This is a genomic window from Pseudomonas salmasensis (genome assembly GCF_014268375.2).
Taxonomy (GTDB): Bacteria; Pseudomonadota; Gammaproteobacteria; order Pseudomonadales; family Pseudomonadaceae; genus Aquipseudomonas; species Aquipseudomonas salmasensis.
Genome location: NZ_CP077083.1, coordinates 1,489,251 through 1,503,329, shown reverse-complemented (window position 1 = coordinate 1,503,329; position 14,079 = coordinate 1,489,251). Strand labels below are relative to the sequence as shown.

17 protein-coding genes and 2 pseudogenes are annotated in these 14,079 nt (G+C 59.0%); 10 read left to right on the top strand and 9 right to left on the bottom strand.

Annotation, left to right across the window (positions count from 1 at the left end; translation table 11 throughout):
- Positions 1-49: 49 nt before the first annotated feature.
- From HU731_RS06520 to HU731_RS06510, 3 genes are read right to left on the bottom strand one after another with little or no spacing between them, the layout of a single operon-like run.
- Positions 50-268 carry a tautomerase family protein gene (locus HU731_RS06520; protein WP_094773784.1) on the bottom strand — a complete coding sequence of 73 codons (219 nt, stop codon included), beginning with the start codon at positions 266-268 and terminating at the stop codon, positions 50-52.
- Between the two features lie 30 nt (positions 269-298).
- A complete protein-coding gene (locus HU731_RS06515; protein WP_186606774.1) occupies positions 299-1,405 on the bottom strand; it encodes an alkene reductase in 1,107 nt (368 codons plus the stop codon).
- A 45-nt stretch (positions 1,406-1,450) separates the two neighbouring features.
- Positions 1,451-1,783 carry a carboxymuconolactone decarboxylase family protein gene (locus tag HU731_RS06510; RefSeq protein ID WP_186606773.1) on the bottom strand — a complete coding sequence of 111 codons (333 nt, stop codon included), beginning with the start codon at positions 1,781-1,783 and terminating at the stop codon, positions 1,451-1,453.
- 386 nt (positions 1,784-2,169) lie between these two features.
- On the opposite strand from HU731_RS06510, the pseudogene HU731_RS28915 reads away from it, so the two are divergent.
- Both HU731_RS28915 and HU731_RS06505 read left to right on the top strand, forming a co-directional pair.
- A pseudogene (locus tag HU731_RS28915) lies at positions 2,170-2,244 on the top strand (transposase domain-containing protein); the annotation flags it as partial.
- 42 nt (positions 2,245-2,286) lie between these two features.
- A pseudogene (locus tag HU731_RS06505) lies at positions 2,287-2,646 on the top strand (LysR substrate-binding domain-containing protein); the annotation flags it as partial.
- 89 nt (positions 2,647-2,735) lie between these two features.
- On the opposite strand, the gene HU731_RS06500 reads toward HU731_RS06505, so the two are convergent.
- Both HU731_RS06500 and HU731_RS06495 read right to left on the bottom strand, forming a co-directional pair.
- The gene (locus tag HU731_RS06500) at positions 2,736-3,287 is read right to left on the bottom strand and encodes a hypothetical protein (RefSeq protein WP_186606772.1); all 552 of its coding nucleotides are present in this window, start codon (positions 3,285-3,287) and stop codon (positions 2,736-2,738) included.
- Between the two features lie 214 nt (positions 3,288-3,501).
- Entirely contained in the window at positions 3,502-4,725 is a 1,224-nt protein-coding gene (locus HU731_RS06495; RefSeq protein WP_186606771.1) for a benzoate/H(+) symporter BenE family transporter, read from the bottom strand.
- A 96-nt stretch (positions 4,726-4,821) separates the two neighbouring features.
- Here HU731_RS06495 and pdxR point away from each other — a divergent pair, with 96 nt between their 5' ends.
- On the top strand, positions 4,822-6,318 hold the full coding sequence (gene pdxR / locus HU731_RS06490) for a MocR-like pyridoxine biosynthesis transcription factor PdxR (RefSeq protein WP_186606770.1): 1,497 nt from the start codon (positions 4,822-4,824) through the stop codon (positions 6,316-6,318).
- 120 nt (positions 6,319-6,438) lie between these two features.
- Here pdxR and HU731_RS06485 read toward each other — a convergent pair whose 3' ends face one another.
- Positions 6,439-6,786, bottom strand: a complete 348-nt coding sequence (locus tag HU731_RS06485) for a hypothetical protein (protein ID WP_186606769.1) — start codon at positions 6,784-6,786, stop codon at positions 6,439-6,441.
- Complete coding sequence (locus HU731_RS06480) at positions 6,767-6,940, bottom strand: hypothetical protein (protein WP_186606768.1); 174 nt, start codon at positions 6,938-6,940, stop codon at positions 6,767-6,769. Before HU731_RS06480 ends, HU731_RS06485 begins: the two co-directional genes overlap by 20 nt.
- Positions 6,941-7,077: 137 nt before the next feature.
- Between HU731_RS06480 and HU731_RS06475 the strand changes: the two genes are divergently transcribed.
- Together HU731_RS06475 and HU731_RS06470 are read left to right on the top strand one after the other, a co-directional pair.
- Positions 7,078-7,752, top strand: coding sequence for a response regulator transcription factor (locus HU731_RS06475; protein ID WP_186606767.1), 675 nt, complete (start codon positions 7,078-7,080; stop codon positions 7,750-7,752).
- Positions 7,745-9,055 (top strand): sensor histidine kinase, encoded by a 1,311-nt coding sequence (locus tag HU731_RS06470; protein ID WP_186606766.1) that lies wholly within the window; start codon positions 7,745-7,747, stop codon positions 9,053-9,055. Before HU731_RS06475 ends, HU731_RS06470 begins: the two co-directional genes overlap by 8 nt.
- Before the next feature lie 75 nt (positions 9,056-9,130).
- Here HU731_RS06470 and HU731_RS06465 read toward each other — a convergent pair whose 3' ends face one another.
- Positions 9,131-9,571, bottom strand: coding sequence for a hotdog fold domain-containing protein (locus HU731_RS06465; protein ID WP_186606765.1), 441 nt, complete (start codon positions 9,569-9,571; stop codon positions 9,131-9,133).
- A gap of 134 nt (positions 9,572-9,705) precedes the next feature.
- Between HU731_RS06465 and HU731_RS06460 the strand changes: the two genes are divergently transcribed.
- From HU731_RS06460 to HU731_RS06440, 5 genes are all read left to right on the top strand, one after another.
- The gene (locus tag HU731_RS06460; protein ID WP_186606764.1) at positions 9,706-10,323 is read left to right on the top strand and encodes a TetR/AcrR family transcriptional regulator; all 618 of its coding nucleotides are present in this window, start codon (positions 9,706-9,708) and stop codon (positions 10,321-10,323) included.
- Between the two features lie 226 nt (positions 10,324-10,549).
- Positions 10,550-11,761 (top strand): YeeE/YedE family protein, encoded by a 1,212-nt coding sequence (locus HU731_RS06455; RefSeq protein ID WP_186606763.1) that lies wholly within the window; start codon positions 10,550-10,552, stop codon positions 11,759-11,761.
- Entirely contained in the window at positions 11,751-12,284 is a 534-nt protein-coding gene (locus HU731_RS06450) for a GNAT family N-acetyltransferase (RefSeq protein ID WP_186606762.1), read from the top strand. Before HU731_RS06455 ends, HU731_RS06450 begins: the two co-directional genes overlap by 11 nt.
- Before the next feature lie 90 nt (positions 12,285-12,374).
- On the top strand, positions 12,375-12,917 hold the full coding sequence (locus tag HU731_RS06445; RefSeq protein ID WP_186606761.1) for a cysteine hydrolase family protein: 543 nt from the start codon (positions 12,375-12,377) through the stop codon (positions 12,915-12,917).
- Positions 12,918-12,921: 4 nt separating this feature from the next.
- Positions 12,922-13,917 (top strand): GlxA family transcriptional regulator, encoded by a 996-nt coding sequence (locus HU731_RS06440; RefSeq protein WP_186606760.1) that lies wholly within the window; start codon positions 12,922-12,924, stop codon positions 13,915-13,917.
- On the opposite strand, the gene HU731_RS06435 is transcribed toward HU731_RS06440, so the two are convergent.
- A complete protein-coding gene (locus HU731_RS06435; protein ID WP_069558568.1) occupies positions 13,889-14,059 on the bottom strand; it encodes a DUF2986 domain-containing protein in 171 nt (56 codons plus the stop codon). The genes HU731_RS06440 and HU731_RS06435 overlap by 29 nt on opposite strands.
- Positions 14,060-14,079: the final 20 nt, after the last annotated feature.

Here is a 14,079-nt window from a genome sequence, read left to right as displayed (position 1 = left end):
GCATAATCGCACTCAACAAACAGGGAGCTAATGACCTGAAGGTGAAGCCTTACTGGCCGGCTTGCAGCTTCAATACTTCCTGCGCGGTCACGGGGTTGCCACCAATACCCCAGTCTCCACTTTTTACCTCTTCGAAGATGACCCAGGTGAGGGCGCGCATATTTTCGCCTTCAACCGACACCATAGCGTCAGTCACTTTGCGAATCACTTCAGCCTTTTGCTCGTCGGAAAAAACGCCTTCAATCCCTTTGATAGTTACGAGTGGCATGGTGTTCTCCTAAATGTTTGTGAAGGAATATCAGGCTTTGGTCGCTGCGTATTCCGGATAGTCGGTGTAGCCCTTATCAATCGAACCACTTACACCGTAGTAGGTTGCGCGATCACCCTCGGCCAATGGCCAATCGTTCTGCATGCGCTCTACCAGATCAGGGTTGGCAATGTAGGCGGTGCCAAAGGCAATCAGGTCTAGCTCGCCTTTGGCCAACTCAGACTCTGCAATCTCTTTGGTGAAGCCGCCTGCAGCCATCAAGGTGCCCTTGTACGCTTCACGGATCGCAGCGCCGAAACCTGGTGGCGTTTGCGCGGCGAGGATGGTCGGTTGGTAGTTCAGGTGAACAAATGCCAGCTCTCTTTCGTTGAGGGCAGCCGCCATACTCATCCAGGTTTCTTCTTCGCCTTCGTACACACCGAAGTCATACAGTCGACCAAACGGAGAGAACCGCACACCAATCTTCGATCCGCCGATTTCAGCAGCAATCGCATCAATCGTTTCCAGCAGGAAGCGTTGACGGTTCGTAATAGAGCCACCGTACTGATCAGTACGAGTGTTCAGGGCGCTGCTCAGGAATTGGTCGAACAGGAAGCCGTTGGCTGCCATGATTTCAATACCGTCAAAGCCGGCGTCCATGGCCATCCGTGCGGACTTCACGAAGTCAGCGATGACGCGTTTCACTTCCTCAGTTTCCAACGCACGTGGAATGCTGGGCTGTACCGGGCCGGATTTGCCAGGCTCAATCCAGGCATACACAGTGGTATCTACCGCAGGCACCGTGCCCGAGGAGACCGGCACCATGCTGTGTACCGAGGTGTGGGACATACGGCCTACGTGCCAGAGCTGCGCAAAAATCTTCCCGCCCTTGGCGTGCACCGCGTCAGTCACTCTGCGCCAGCCTGGTAAGTGCACATCTTCGTAAATGCCAGGGGTGTACAGATAGCCCCGAGCCTCATCGGAAATAGGCAGGCCTTCGGTGATCAGCAAACCTGCAGAAGCACGTTGCGCGTAGTAAAGCGCGTTGGATTCATTCGGAATGTTGTTCAAGGTTCGGGTGCGAGTCATGGGGGCCATGACAACACGGTTTTTCAGCGGAGTACCGGCCAGATCGTAAGGTGCAAACAGCTTATTCATAATTAATCTCGACGTCGTTGAAGGGGAAGAACATCGGCGTTTGAATTAGGACTTATCGAACGCGTCGAGTACGTGAGTGCTGTAGACCAGCGCGGCACCGGCATTCATGTTGATAGCTACACCCAGTGCTTCGGCGACCTCTTCACTGGTCACACCGAGCTTCTTTGCTTCAGCGGCGTGAAATGCAATACAGCCATCGCAGCGAGTCGTCACGGCCACTGCGAGGGAGATGAGCTCTCGAGTCTTGGCGTCCAGATGATTGGTTTTGCTTGCGGCGGCACCGAGAGCAGCCATACCCTTCATGGTTTCAGGTGACAAGCTATTCAGCTCTACCAAACGAGTGTTGATGTCTTTTCGGGTTTGCTTCCAGTCTTGCATGGGATTCTCGCAGGGATGTCGTGGGTTGCAGGAGTTTAAAATCTGCAACAACGCTACCATCCAGTTGGTAGGGTTTCAACGAGTTCATATCGATTTTTAATATCAATGCAATTTAATAGGTGGCTTTACGCTGTTTTTTTGGAAGGAGACTAACTTTCATGGCGTGATGCGTTCATGCGCTCGCGCTACACAGCGTTTCTATGTCTCCACCACGTTTTTCGTGGCACCGTTGTGACTAACAGATAGCAAATGACGGTTAATCATTGGGTCCCTGGTTCGAGTCCAGGTCGGGGAGCCAGATAGAGAAAAGCCTGTAGAGATACAGGCTTTTTTTGCTTGGGATTTGACCCAGCAATCCAGACGCTTAGCGCGCTTAGCATGACGCCATCAACGGGCATGATCCGCATGCTTATTTGAAGGCCGTGCTCACGCGCCTGCCGTCGCAGCGGGCGAGTGAGATTGAAGCGGCTTGGTCTTACGCGATTTTGATTACTACCTTAGACCACCCATGTGTCAGCTTCCTTTCCGGTCAAAATAACAGACCGCTGCCTTGGCACTTCTCGGTAGACGGCGAAGATCGTCCACATACGCCTCGGGGTGGAATCACCGTGAATGAATCAAATGCCTACGTTCAATGCGGTGTTGCAGGCTTCGGCATTGTTCAAGCGCCTGGAATTACCGTTGAGACATTCCTCGCAAGCGGAGAACTGGTTGAAGTGCTCAAGGCATTTCGTCCAAAGCCTCGCCTGGTTTCCGTGCTTTATCCAAGCAGAACGCATCTTGCGCCTCAGGTGGACGCATTTGTGGATTGGCTGAAGGAAGATTTTCCTGTGCTACACCCCAATTGGTTCACCGCGCACTAACCTTGGCTCATAGGCTGACTCCGCACCAAGACGGGCTAGCAAGATGTGTTCGGTAGACGCTTACGGTGGGGGAGCCGGACGGTTACCCTTCAAATCGAACAAGGATTGACCAGGTTTACGATGGAGGTCATCGTCATCCCCGCTCTCCCTCGCCCCGTGGCCCTCACGTAATCCTTTTCAGTGCCCACCAAGGTTCGCTTTCCAGATTGGAGCATGGTATCGACGATGAGTTTTTTCTTCGCGATATCCGGTTTAAAACTCGGCTCTACTGGCCAAATCTGCACGGCGTAGTCTTGGGTGAACAAAATCAGATTTGGAGCGGTATCTACCGGCGTTTGTAAGTGCGCGCACATGACGTCGCTGGCTTGTACTTCAACCATTGTTTTGTAGTGGGGCTTGTCGTAACTGGCCAATATCAATTTCGTACGAGTCTGAACCCCCAGCGCTTCCTGAGGGTGGCAAGGCGTCACTTCTCCATAGGCGTAGGCGCACCAATTCACTTGGGTCATTGTGACGATTTCCTCAGGTTTTAAAGACAAGTCTTTCTGGATGCTCAATTGGTCTTGCGGTTTTTCGTAGGGGATTGCCGTGCAGCCAGTGAGCAATGCGAGTGCGAGCAGAGTGATGAACTTGAAGTACATGGCTCTCATTTCCTATGAATTACATCGACCTGATAGAAACAACTTCCACAAAACGGAATTTTTTCCTAGCCGCCTTGGTAGCGTCTGGCTCAGCTAGGATACCGGGGAGAGACTCTTGCTCGGAAGGCGCGCTGCAGAGATGCAGGCTTTTTTATCTGGGATTTGGCCCGTCAACCCAAAGTGGGCCAGAAGAAATCAAAAAACTGGGCGTGCCTCAGTTAGCCGCGTTCTCACGAGCAGCAAGCCCCCGACGCGGCAACCGACCATTAAGCACGACGTACGCCACCAACCCAATCAGCAGCCCCCAAAACGCCCCGCCAATCCCGAACAACGTGATGTTGGCGGCCGCTGCCAGAAAGGTAATCAGCGAGGCTTCACGGGAGCTGGCATCGGCCATGGCGCCGGCCAGGCTGCCGCCGATAGTGCCGAGCAGGGCGAGCCCGGCCAGGGTGGTGATGAAGGTGGCTGGAAAGGCCATGAACAGCGCGGCGAGGGTCACGCCGAAAACCCCGACGAGGATGTAAAAGACGCCCGCGGCAATCCCGGCGATCCAACGCTTGGAGGGCTCTTCGTGGGCTTGCTTGCCGGTACAGATGGCGGCGGTGATTGCCGCGATATTGAAGGCGTGGGAACCAAAGGGCGCCATAAGCAAGGAGCCCAGCCCGGTGATGGTCACGATCGGGTTGGCACTGGTGGTGAACCCATCGTTGCGCAGCACCAGCATGCCGGGCATGTACTGGCCGGTCAGGGTGATCAAAAACAGCGGCAGCGCGACGCTGAGCAAGGCATTGAGCGAGAACTCAGGCCGAGTGAACATGGGCGCCGCCAGTTGCAGTTCCACGCCCGACAAGTCGACCCGTCCCTGAGCCAGCAAGAAGGCCAGCCCCAACGCCAGAATACCCACAACCGCGTAGCGTGCGGTCAGGCGCTTGAGCACCAGGTAGGCAACAATCAGCAAGCCGACCAGCATCGGGTCGAGGCTCATGCCGCCGAAAGCACCGATGCCGAACTGCAACAGAATACCGGCGAGCAACCCGGCGGCCACGCCTGGCGGGATCAGCCGGATGACTTTTTCGAAATAGCCGGATAAGCCCAGCAGCACGAAGGCTGCGGCCGAGATCATGTAGGCGCCCACCGCCTCGGCATAGGGGGTAGTGGACAAGGCCACCACCAGAAAGGCTGCCGCCGGTGTCGACCAAGCGGTGATGATGGGGGTGCGGGAAACCCAACTGAGAAACAGCCCGGTAACTCCCACGCCGATCGACACCGACCACACCCAGGAAGCCGTCAACTCAGGGCTCAGCCCAGCGACCTTGGCGGCCTGAAACACCAGAATGAAGGTACCGCCATAGTTGACGATGACCGAGATCAGGCCGGCCACAATCGGCGGGATGAGGTCGCTGAGGCGAACAGATGAGTGGAATGTTGACGTAGGCATGGCGTTACGGTGCTCCATTGCTAATGGCGATGCGCAGAGTCTACGGATAAACTGGCCTGCTCCTTCCTGCCAATTTATTCAGATAGAGCAGACCGCATGGCGCACACCTTCGAGCTCGAAACACTGAAAATCCGGCTCAACGATGCCGAGTTTCAGCGGCTGGATCTGCATCAGCGGATCCAGCGCGCCCTGCGTGCATTGATTCTGGAGGGCGTCCTCGATGCAGGCCTGAAGCTGCCGGCGACCCGGGTGCTGGCCAAAACGCTCGGCGTTGCCCGCGACACGGTCGAGAACGCCTACGTGCATTTACATCGTGATGGCTTCATAGTGCGGCGCGAGGGCTCGGGCAGCTATGTATCGGCGGCTGTGGGCGCAGAGTTACGCGGGGCTGCGCGTCGGCACATCAAAATGCAAGACACCCAACGCAGCGATGCAGCGCCAGGGTCGGGCTTGAGCCGGCGCGGCCGGATGATATTCGACACCGGTGGCGTGACCGATCAACAGGCGGTCAAGGCCTTTGCCACAGGGCTGCCGGAAACCCGTACCTTTCCTGTCGATATATGGGAACGCCTGCAACGCCAGGCCATGAAGGACTACCGGGGTAACGTCCTGCTGCATGGCGACCCGCAAGGCGCCGAGCCTTTACGCAAGGCGATCGCCACCTACTTGAACCTCGAACGCGGCGCCAAATGCTCACCCAGCCAGGTTCTGGTATTGAGCAGCACTCGCCAGGCCTTGTACCTGTGTGCCCAACTGTTAGTGGATGCCGGCAAGCCCATCCTCTTGGAAAACCCCGGTTACTACGGTGCCAAGAAGGCTTTTGAAGCGGCCCAGACCCAGGTGGTGCCTATTGATGTCGATGCACTGGGTATCCGCACCGACCTGTTGCGGGCAGACCGCAGCGGTGCCAATTGCGTCTATGTGACGCCTTCGCATCAATACCCCACCGGCGCCACGTTAGCGCTGGAGCGCCGGTTGGACTTGATCAACTGGGCGGCCGAGCAGGGCAAGTGGATCATCGAAGACGACTATGACAGCGAGTTCCACTACGACGGGCCGCCGATTGCCTGCGTCCAGGGCCTGGACCCGTACCAGCGCACGATCTACCTCGGCACCTTTAGCAAAACCCTCTATCCCGGGTTGCGGATGGGCTACATGGTGCTGCCTGCCGAGCTGGTCAGCGCCTTCACTTATGCACGAAGCATCATGGACGGTCACACGCCACAGATCCTCCAACTGACGCTGGCGCGCTTCATGGAGGACGGCCACTACCACGCCCATGTCCGGGCCATGCGCAAACTTTACGCTGCGCGCCGTGCCGTCATGCTCACCGCCATCGGCAAACACTTGAAAGGAATTGCCACAGCCTTGTGCCCCCATGGCGGGCTGCAGATGCCCTGCCTTTTGGCCGATGGCTGGTCGGAGGCAAACACCATCCGCCAAGCTGCCAGCGCAGGCGTGCAGTTGCCCGGCCTCAGTCGGTTGTACGCAGGCCAGGAGAAGAAACAAGGTTGGCTGTTGGGGTATTCATCCTTGACCGCCCATGAAATCGAAACAGCCATGCGGCGGCTGGCCAGAGCAATAGGCTCGTAGGAGCGAGCTTGCTCGCGAAAAACGCACAGGCGCCGCGTTCATTCAGCAAGCACGCGTTATCGTGGACGTTTTTCGCGAGCAAGCTCGCTCCTACAGAGGTCACTGAACGGTATTACGTATCTAGAGCCTGCTCGGGGTTTGAATTGCAGGCAGGAGGTAGTCGAACCATTGCGCCAGGTTCGAGCCTGATAGCCGCTGCACCTCATCGACCTCCATCGACTCCTCATCATTGGCTGTGTAGCACTGGTCACCACTGCGCCTGTCATCGGGATACACCATAAAACCACCGCGCCCGTCAGGGCAGTCGGGCAGATACACCGAAGACAGGTCGCGTTGCGCATCCAGGTGCGTATTCAAGCGCGCGATATAGATGCCCATCGAAACCGCCACACCAATAACCAGCACCACGCAGGCGACCAACTGGCCGGTATAGCTGGCGCCAATCTCATCACGACGCACGGGCGACATCACACGACCCTGTCTGCTCAACATTCTGGCCAACCAGAAACCAGCCATTGCCTCCCATGCGTACCAACTGCGTTTGCTGTGGAAGGATGCCCACCATCAGCGCGAAGAAAATCACGGCTAACAGCACCCCTTTGATCATCGAATACAGGTTCATGACGGTGACGAGCTCTGGATAAGAAGAGCCTTAGCCTAAGCAGCACGGGGTTAACGTCAGGTAAACATCACGGGAAACCGCCCGACTTCCGCTATCCTTCACACCGCTGCGCACTGCCTGCCCGAGGGGTTTTTTCCGTGCATATTCATCTGCTGCTGGTCGAGGACAACCTGGACCTGGCCACCACCGTCATCGAGTACCTGGAGATCAGCGGCATCGTCTGCGATCACGCCAGCAATGGCCAGGCCGGGCTCAACCTGGCGCTCAACCAGCATTACGACGTCATTGTGCTGGACATCATGCTGCCGCGACTGGACGGCCAGCAGGTGTGCGCAGGGTTGCGCCAGCAAGGCATCCAGACCCCCATCCTGATGCTGACCTCGCTGGATGCGTTGCCCGACAAGCTCGCCAGTTTTGCCGCGGGCGCCGACGACTATCTGGTCAAGCCGTTCGAACTCGCCGAACTGGTGGCGCGGATTCGCGCCTTGAGCCTGCGGCGCAGCGGCCAGACCAGCCGCCTGCAAGTGGACGACCTGATCATGGAACTGACCACCCGCAAAGTCAGCCGGGCAGGGCAGGAGCTGCATCTGTCACCCATCTGCTGGGCCTTGCTCGAGCACTTGATGCGCGCCAGTCCCGAGCCTGTTCCCAGGGAGCGGTTGGAAAGCAAAATCTGGGGCGATGAGCCACCCGACAGCAATACCCTCAAAGTGCATATGCACCGGCTGCGCAAGGCGGTAGACAAACCGTTTGGCCGGCCATTGATCCACACTCTGGCGGGTGTCGGCATTCAGGTAAAACCCCATGCGTAACGGCCTGAGCTTGAAGTGGGTGATCAGTGGCAGTTTCCTGTGTCTGATTGCGGTGGTGTTGGTGATCTACAGCAAGCTGCTGCCTGAATTCACCGTGCGCGGCCTGTTCTACACCGCCAGCGCGATGATGGAGGAGGAGGCTCAGTATTTTCTCCGGCACTACAAACAGGACCCGACCACGCCGACGCCGCACAATTATTTTTATACCAGCGTCATCGGCAAGGAGGCGTTGCCGCAGGACGTGCGCGAGTTGCTCAAGACATCGCCGAGCCTGTCCTTCGGCGCGGTGAATATCTTCGGCGATCTTTATTCCGATGACGACGACGAGCCGTTCCAGATCATCCTCGAACAGCCCCTGGGTGACGGCAACACCCTCTACATGTACGACATCGACCACGATAAGGAAGCAGGCGGGGAGGTGGAGACGCCGTTGTCTGACGCCTATTTCGATCAGGTCATAGAGAGTGTCAAGTTCATCAGCCTGGCGGTATTCGTGCCGGCGCTGATCATCATCGCCTTGCTGGTCTGGTGGCTGGTTCGGCCGCTGGGGCGCCTGGTGCAATGGTCCGGCACACTCAAAGACCCTGAGGCACTGACCGGCACACGGCCGGGTTTCAGCTTCAAGGAGTTCAATATGCTGGCCGATGCCCTGGCCAAAAGTGTTGAGCAGGTGCAGGCCGCCAGCGAGCGAGAAGGCCGCTTGTTGCGCTACACCAGCCACGAATTGCGCACGCCCCTGGCGGTGCTCAAGGCCACGATCGAATTGTTGGCCCTGCAATCGGGCGGTGCCCTGCCACCCTCATTGCAGCGCATAGAACGTTCGGTGATGAACATGCAACTGATCGCCGAGACATTGCTGTGGATGAGCCGCGAGCGTCCCGAGCCGCTGCCGGAAGAAGACGTTGACCTGAGCGAGCTGGTGGGCGACCTGATTGAAAAACACCGCTACCTGATCGGCAACCGCGATATCGAGTTGAGTATCGACATCCACGACGGACCTTGCCGATTGCCTCCTACCGCATGCCGCATCGTGATCGGCAACTTCCTGCGCAATGCACTGCAATATGCCGAAGAAGGCACCGTGGAAATCCGCTTCAAATACCCCCGGCTGATGATCGCCAATCACATCAGGGAGACGGGGCCACAGCAGGAGTCCGATGATTTTGGCTATGGGCTGGGGTTGCAGTTGATGCGCGAGTTATGCGCAAAGCTGGGCTGGCAGATTGAGGTGATTCGTGAACAGCAGCGGTTTACGGTCATGCTTGATGTGGTGAAGTTGCGGGCTGTGGAGTCGGTAGGGTAAAGGCAGGCTGTGCATTTCACCGGGTGAGTGAGCTGGCCTGCCTGCGCGGTGGCGGGGTACTGAACGACTGAGTGCCTAAGCGAGTTTCACATTCATGGTGATGTGGGCGGTGAAGACCTTGACGCCACCCGCATCGAAGATCTCTACCGGCACGATCTTGTCGCCGGCGGTTTGCCAGTCGATAGCGCTGCCATCGGCGACAGCGCGGATATCGGTTTTCGCCTTGGCCAGGTATTCCACAGTCATGCCCTTGGGAATCCAGCGCGCCCCGGCGGGAATGGAGGCGTCGGTCATCATGCCGCCCGCGAGTTCGGCGGCGTTGCACAGCGCGATGGCGTGCACGGAGGCCAGGTGATTGGTGATTTCTTTGCGAAACGGCACGGTGACCACCGCATGGTTGGGTTTGAGCGCCGCGATCTCGGGCGTGATGGTGCTGAAGTAGGGGGCCATCTGGCAGGCCAGGTTGCTGAATGCAGCGGGGCCTACGCTATTGAACATGCTCAGGGCTTGGCTCATCGAAATATCCTCAAGGGTCAGTTGCAGAATAATATTCTGTAACGGAACAATATTCTGTAAATTCTCTGCCTGTCAACCTGAGCTTTCTCTGCCGGGCGCTCAGCCTATAAACTGTTTTGATTTGGCCCTCTTCCATGCACTCCACCGATCTTATCGAGCGCACCTTCCCCGGCAGGCGCAGCGACCTCAAGCGCATCATCCTGCGCGAAGCACTGGCGTGTTTTAACGAGGTGGGCATCGAGGCGACTTCTATCGAAACCATTCGCGCGCGCTGCGACACCAGCGTGGGCGCTATCTATCACCACTTCGGCAATAAAGAAGGGCTGGTCGCTGCGCTGTTCTTTGCGGCGCTGGAGGACCAGGCCAGCCTGCGTGACCACTATCTGCAAGCAGCGGACACCGCCCACGCTGGCGTCGTCGGGCTGGTGTACAGCTATGTTGAATGGGTAACCGAGCAGCCGGACTGGGCGCGGTTTGTGTTCCAAAGCCGCTTTGCCGTGTCCAGCGGCCCGTTCAAGGAAGAGCTGCTTGCGCGCAACAAACAGCGCAACCAGCAGTTGAAGGAATGGATGAGCGGGGAAGGGCGCAAGGAGCATTTCAGCCACTTGCCGGCAGAACTGATTCCCTCGCTGATCATCGGCGCGGCGGAAAGTTACTCGCGTGCGTGGTTGTCGGCGAAGGTCAAAAAGAGTCCATTTGACTACCGCGAACTGCTGGCTGAAGCAGCGTGGAAGTCGATCAGCCTGGGTTAGTCAGGCCTGTTCATCGCCTGTGGGAGCTGTTGTCGAGAGTTGTGTTTGGCGCGATGGCCCTGCAAACCGATATTCCACATACGCCGCCGACCCCCTGTGGGAGCTGTCGAGCTTTAGCGAGGCTGCGATAGCGGTGGTTCAAACAATGAGCCTTTCGGCAATGCCCCCACCTGATCAAATTCCGTCTAAGGCTATACTTGCCTCCTTCCAACCAATCGAGATCTCCATGAGCACCTCTCTTTCCCTGTCGCCCGTGCGCAAGCCCGTCGCGCCACTGATCGCCTTTATCATCCTGGTGGTGGGCGCTCTGTTCCTGCAAAACACGGTGGGCGCGCGCCAGGTATTGTTGCTGGTGGTCGGCGCCGCCCTGGGCCTGACCCTGTATCACGCTGCCTTCGGTTTTACTTCGGCCTGGCGCGTGTTTATCAATGATCGGCGTGGCGCCGGCTTGCGTGCGCAGATGGTGATGCTGGCGGTGGCGGTGGTGCTGTTTTTCCCGGCGCTGGGCGCGGGCACTTTGTTTGGCCAGCCGGTGACCGGGCTGGTGGCGCCGGCGGGTGTGTCGGTGGTGTTCGGGGCGTTTATTTTCGGGATCGGCATGCAGTTGGGCGGCGGGTGTGCGTCGGGCACCTTGTTCACTGTCGGTGGTGGTAATGCGCGGATGTTGGTGACACTGCTGTTCTTTATCTGTGGCTCGTTGATCGCCACCCATCACGTCGACTGGTGGTTTGCACTGCCATCGTTTCCGGCGGTTTCCATCGTCAAAACCTTCGGTGTGCTGCCTGCATTGGGCCTGAGCCTGACGGTGTTCGCGTTGATTGCAATGGTGACCGTGCGCCTGGAAAAGCGTCGTCACGGCCAACTTGAACAAGGCGTGCAAAGCGAGCACCAAGGGCTACGCCGCTTCCTGCGCGGGCCATGGCCTTTAGTGTGGGGCGCAATCGGCCTGGCGCTGCTCAACTACGCCACCCTGGCTCTGGCCGGGCGGCCGTGGGGCATTACTTCGGCGTTCGCGCTGTGGGGCGCCAAGGTGGCGAGCGGGCTGGGCGTGGACGTCGCCAGCTGGGCATTCTGGCAAATGCCCGGTAATGCCAAGGCCCTGGCTGCACCGGTGTGGGAAGACATCACCAGCGTCATGGACATCGGCATTGTCCTCGGCGCGCTGCTGGCCGCAGGCCTGGCCGGGCGTTTTGCGCCTAGCCTGAACATCCCGCGGCGCTCGTTGATCGCGGCTGTGATCGGTGGCCTTATGCTCGGCTACGGTTCGCGCCTGGCCTATGGCTGCAACATCGGCGCCTACTTCAGCGGCATCGCCTCGGGCAGCCTGCATGGCTGGGTGTGGCTGGTGGCGGCCTTTATCGGCAACAGCGTGGGTGTGCGCTTGCGGCCCTTTTTCTTCGCGGGTGAGCGGCCCAAGGTGGCCTTGAGTGGCTGCTGAGCCGTGCACTCACATTCGCCTGGCGCGAGCGCAAGAGGCTGGGTTATTACCCGCCATCGAGCATTGCGCTGCCCAGGCATTCCGGGCCATTGAAGGCCTGGGTTGGCTGGCGGATGCTGCGTCGATCAGTGTCGAGTGCCATCGCCAGTGGATCGCGCTATCGACCTGCTGGGTGGTGGTCGACACCCACGGCCAGCTCCAAGGCTTCCTCAGTGCAGAACGCTTTGGCGATGACCTGCATATCCATGAAGTCTCGGTTGCCCAGCCATTGCAAGGCCAGGGCTGGGGACGCAGGCTGGTAGAAACGGCGATCCACCATGCACGCACCCAGCAACTGCGTGCGGTGACCTTGACCACCTTCAAGCATGTGCCCTGGAATGCGCCGTTCTATCGGCGCCTGGGCTTTGAACCCCATACCGATCAGCGCCTGGAAAACACCTTGGTGAATGAGTACGCCCAGGGCTTCGCCGCCGGCAGCCGCTGTGCCATGGCGTACACAGTGTCAGGTCCGAATCCGTCCTGAAGTGGTCCGCCTTGTGTCTGTCGGTCTCTCGACGTTGTTCTTACCATGGCTCTATCGTCTCCCCATAGACACAAGCCAGAAGGACAACCCGTGAGTCATAAAGCCCTGATCGTGATCGACGCCCAACATTCGTTCCGTCATTCAACCTACTGGTCCGAAAATGACCTGCCCGATTACCTGGAAAAACAGCAGGCCCTCATTGATGGCTGTGTTCAGCAAGGCATCCCGGTGGTACAAGTCTTCCATGTTGAAGACCAAGGGCATTTCTCCATGCAATCGGGCAACGTCAGGGCCTTGAGCGAGCTGTCGATCAATCCACAGTTGGTGATCCATAAGCGTTACCACAGCGCCTTTGCCGGTACGCCACTGGCCGCACGCCTTACGGAGATGGGCGTCACCACGCTGATCATCAGTGGCATCCGGACCGAGCAATGCTGCGAGACCACCACACGGCAGGCGTCGGACAGCGGCTTCAAGGTGGACTTTGTCAGTGAAGCCACACTGACATTCCCCATGACCCACCTGCGTAGCGGCCGTGAGTACACCCCGGCGCAAATCCGCGAACGCACGGAGCTGGTGCTGGAAGAGCGTTTTGCGCGCATCGTCACGGTCGACCTGGCCTTGGAGGGATGAACCCGTGAGCGTGCCGGTGCTGTTTGTACTGCTGCCCAATGTGCTGATGCTCGACCTGGCCGGGCCTGCCGAAGTGTTGCGCCTGGCCGCGCAAGCCGAGGACCCGGCGGCGGTGGATTTCGACTTGCAGTACGTCAGCCCGGTGGAGTCGCTGCACAGCTCCATCGGCTTGCCACTGACCGGGCTGGCGCCACTGCCATCGACCCTGGCGCCCGGCACGCTGGTGGTATTGGTGGGCTCCACGATGAACGTATCAAAGGCCCACCAAAAGGCTTTCGAATCGGCCAGCCATCAGCTCACCCTGTGGTTGCAAAACGTCTTCGCGCCCTCGGCCGAACGCCTGGTGTGCGTGTGCGCCGGCGCGTTGAGCGCCGCCAGGGCCGGGCTGCTCGATGGGCGCCAATGCACCACGCACCATTCGCTGTGCGCCACCTTGCAGGCCCTCGCCCCCAAGGCCCGGGTTTTGGAAAACCGCCTTTACGTCACCGATGGCCCGGTCAGTTGCAGCGCCGGTATCACGGCGGGTATCGACCTGATGCTGCACTTGGTCGCCGAACTGGCCGGGCCACGCTTGGCCTGCGCGGTGGCGCGAGACATGGTGGTGTACCTGCGCCGCAGCGGCAGCGACCCGCAGCTATCGCCTTGGGTGACCGGGCGCAATCACCTGCACCCGGCGGTCCATCGCGTGCAGGACGCCATCGCCGCCGCCCCCTGTGAGGCCTGGACGCTCACCCGCATGGCAAGCCTGGCCTGCACCAGCAGCCGACACCTGGCGCGCCTGTTCCAGGAACATGTGCAGATCAGCCCACTGGATTACCTGCATCGCCTGCGCCTGGCGGTGGCGCGGGAACTGCTGGCCGAGTCGGCCCTGGACATTGAAACCATCGCCGAGCGCGCAGGCTTTGGCTCGGCGCGGCATCTGCGGCGTATCTGGGGCAAATACGAAGCGGCAACCCCTTCAGCCATGCGTCTTACTCAGCAGGCGTCTCGACAGCCGTGACCGGCTCCTGGCCGGCTTCGGTCGCCAGCTTCAAGCGATCCGCCTTGCTGATGTATTTGTCTTTGCTTTTAGGCGCCAGCTTGGCACTGGCCTTTTTCGCTTTGGCTTTGAAGAGCTGCTGAAGTTTTTTCTGGCGGTTCATGTTCCGTTGCCTGAAGGGGA

Bases quoted from the DNA above. Each gene is read 5' to 3' on its own strand.
- HU731_RS06520 (WP_094773784.1), bottom strand. From the start codon at position 268: ATGCCACTCGTAACTATCAAAGGGATTGAAGGCGTTTTTTCCGACGAG.
- HU731_RS06515 (WP_186606774.1), bottom strand. From the start codon at position 1,405: ATGAATAAGCTGTTTGCACCTTACGATCTGGCCGGTACTCCGCTGAAA.
- HU731_RS06510 (WP_186606773.1), bottom strand. From the start codon at position 1,783: ATGCAAGACTGGAAGCAAACCCGAAAAGACATCAACACTCGTTTGGTA.
- HU731_RS06500 (WP_186606772.1), bottom strand. From the start codon at position 3,287: ATGTACTTCAAGTTCATCACTCTGCTCGCACTCGCATTGCTCACTGGC.
- HU731_RS06495 (WP_186606771.1), bottom strand. From the start codon at position 4,725: ATGCCTACGTCAACATTCCACTCATCTGTTCGCCTCAGCGACCTCATC.
- pdxR (WP_186606770.1), top strand. From the start codon at position 4,822: ATGGCGCACACCTTCGAGCTCGAAACACTGAAAATCCGGCTCAACGAT.
- HU731_RS06485 (WP_186606769.1), bottom strand. From the start codon at position 6,786: ATGTCGCCCGTGCGTCGTGATGAGATTGGCGCCAGCTATACCGGCCAG.
- HU731_RS06480 (WP_186606768.1), bottom strand. From the start codon at position 6,940: ATGAACCTGTATTCGATGATCAAAGGGGTGCTGTTAGCCGTGATTTTC.
- HU731_RS06470 (WP_186606766.1), top strand. From the start codon at position 7,745: ATGCGTAACGGCCTGAGCTTGAAGTGGGTGATCAGTGGCAGTTTCCTG.
- HU731_RS06465 (WP_186606765.1), bottom strand. From the start codon at position 9,571: ATGAGCCAAGCCCTGAGCATGTTCAATAGCGTAGGCCCCGCTGCATTC.
- HU731_RS06460 (WP_186606764.1), top strand. From the start codon at position 9,706: ATGCACTCCACCGATCTTATCGAGCGCACCTTCCCCGGCAGGCGCAGC.
- HU731_RS06455 (WP_186606763.1), top strand. From the start codon at position 10,550: ATGAGCACCTCTCTTTCCCTGTCGCCCGTGCGCAAGCCCGTCGCGCCA.
- HU731_RS06435 (WP_069558568.1), bottom strand. From the start codon at position 14,059: ATGAACCGCCAGAAAAAACTTCAGCAGCTCTTCAAAGCCAAAGCGAAA.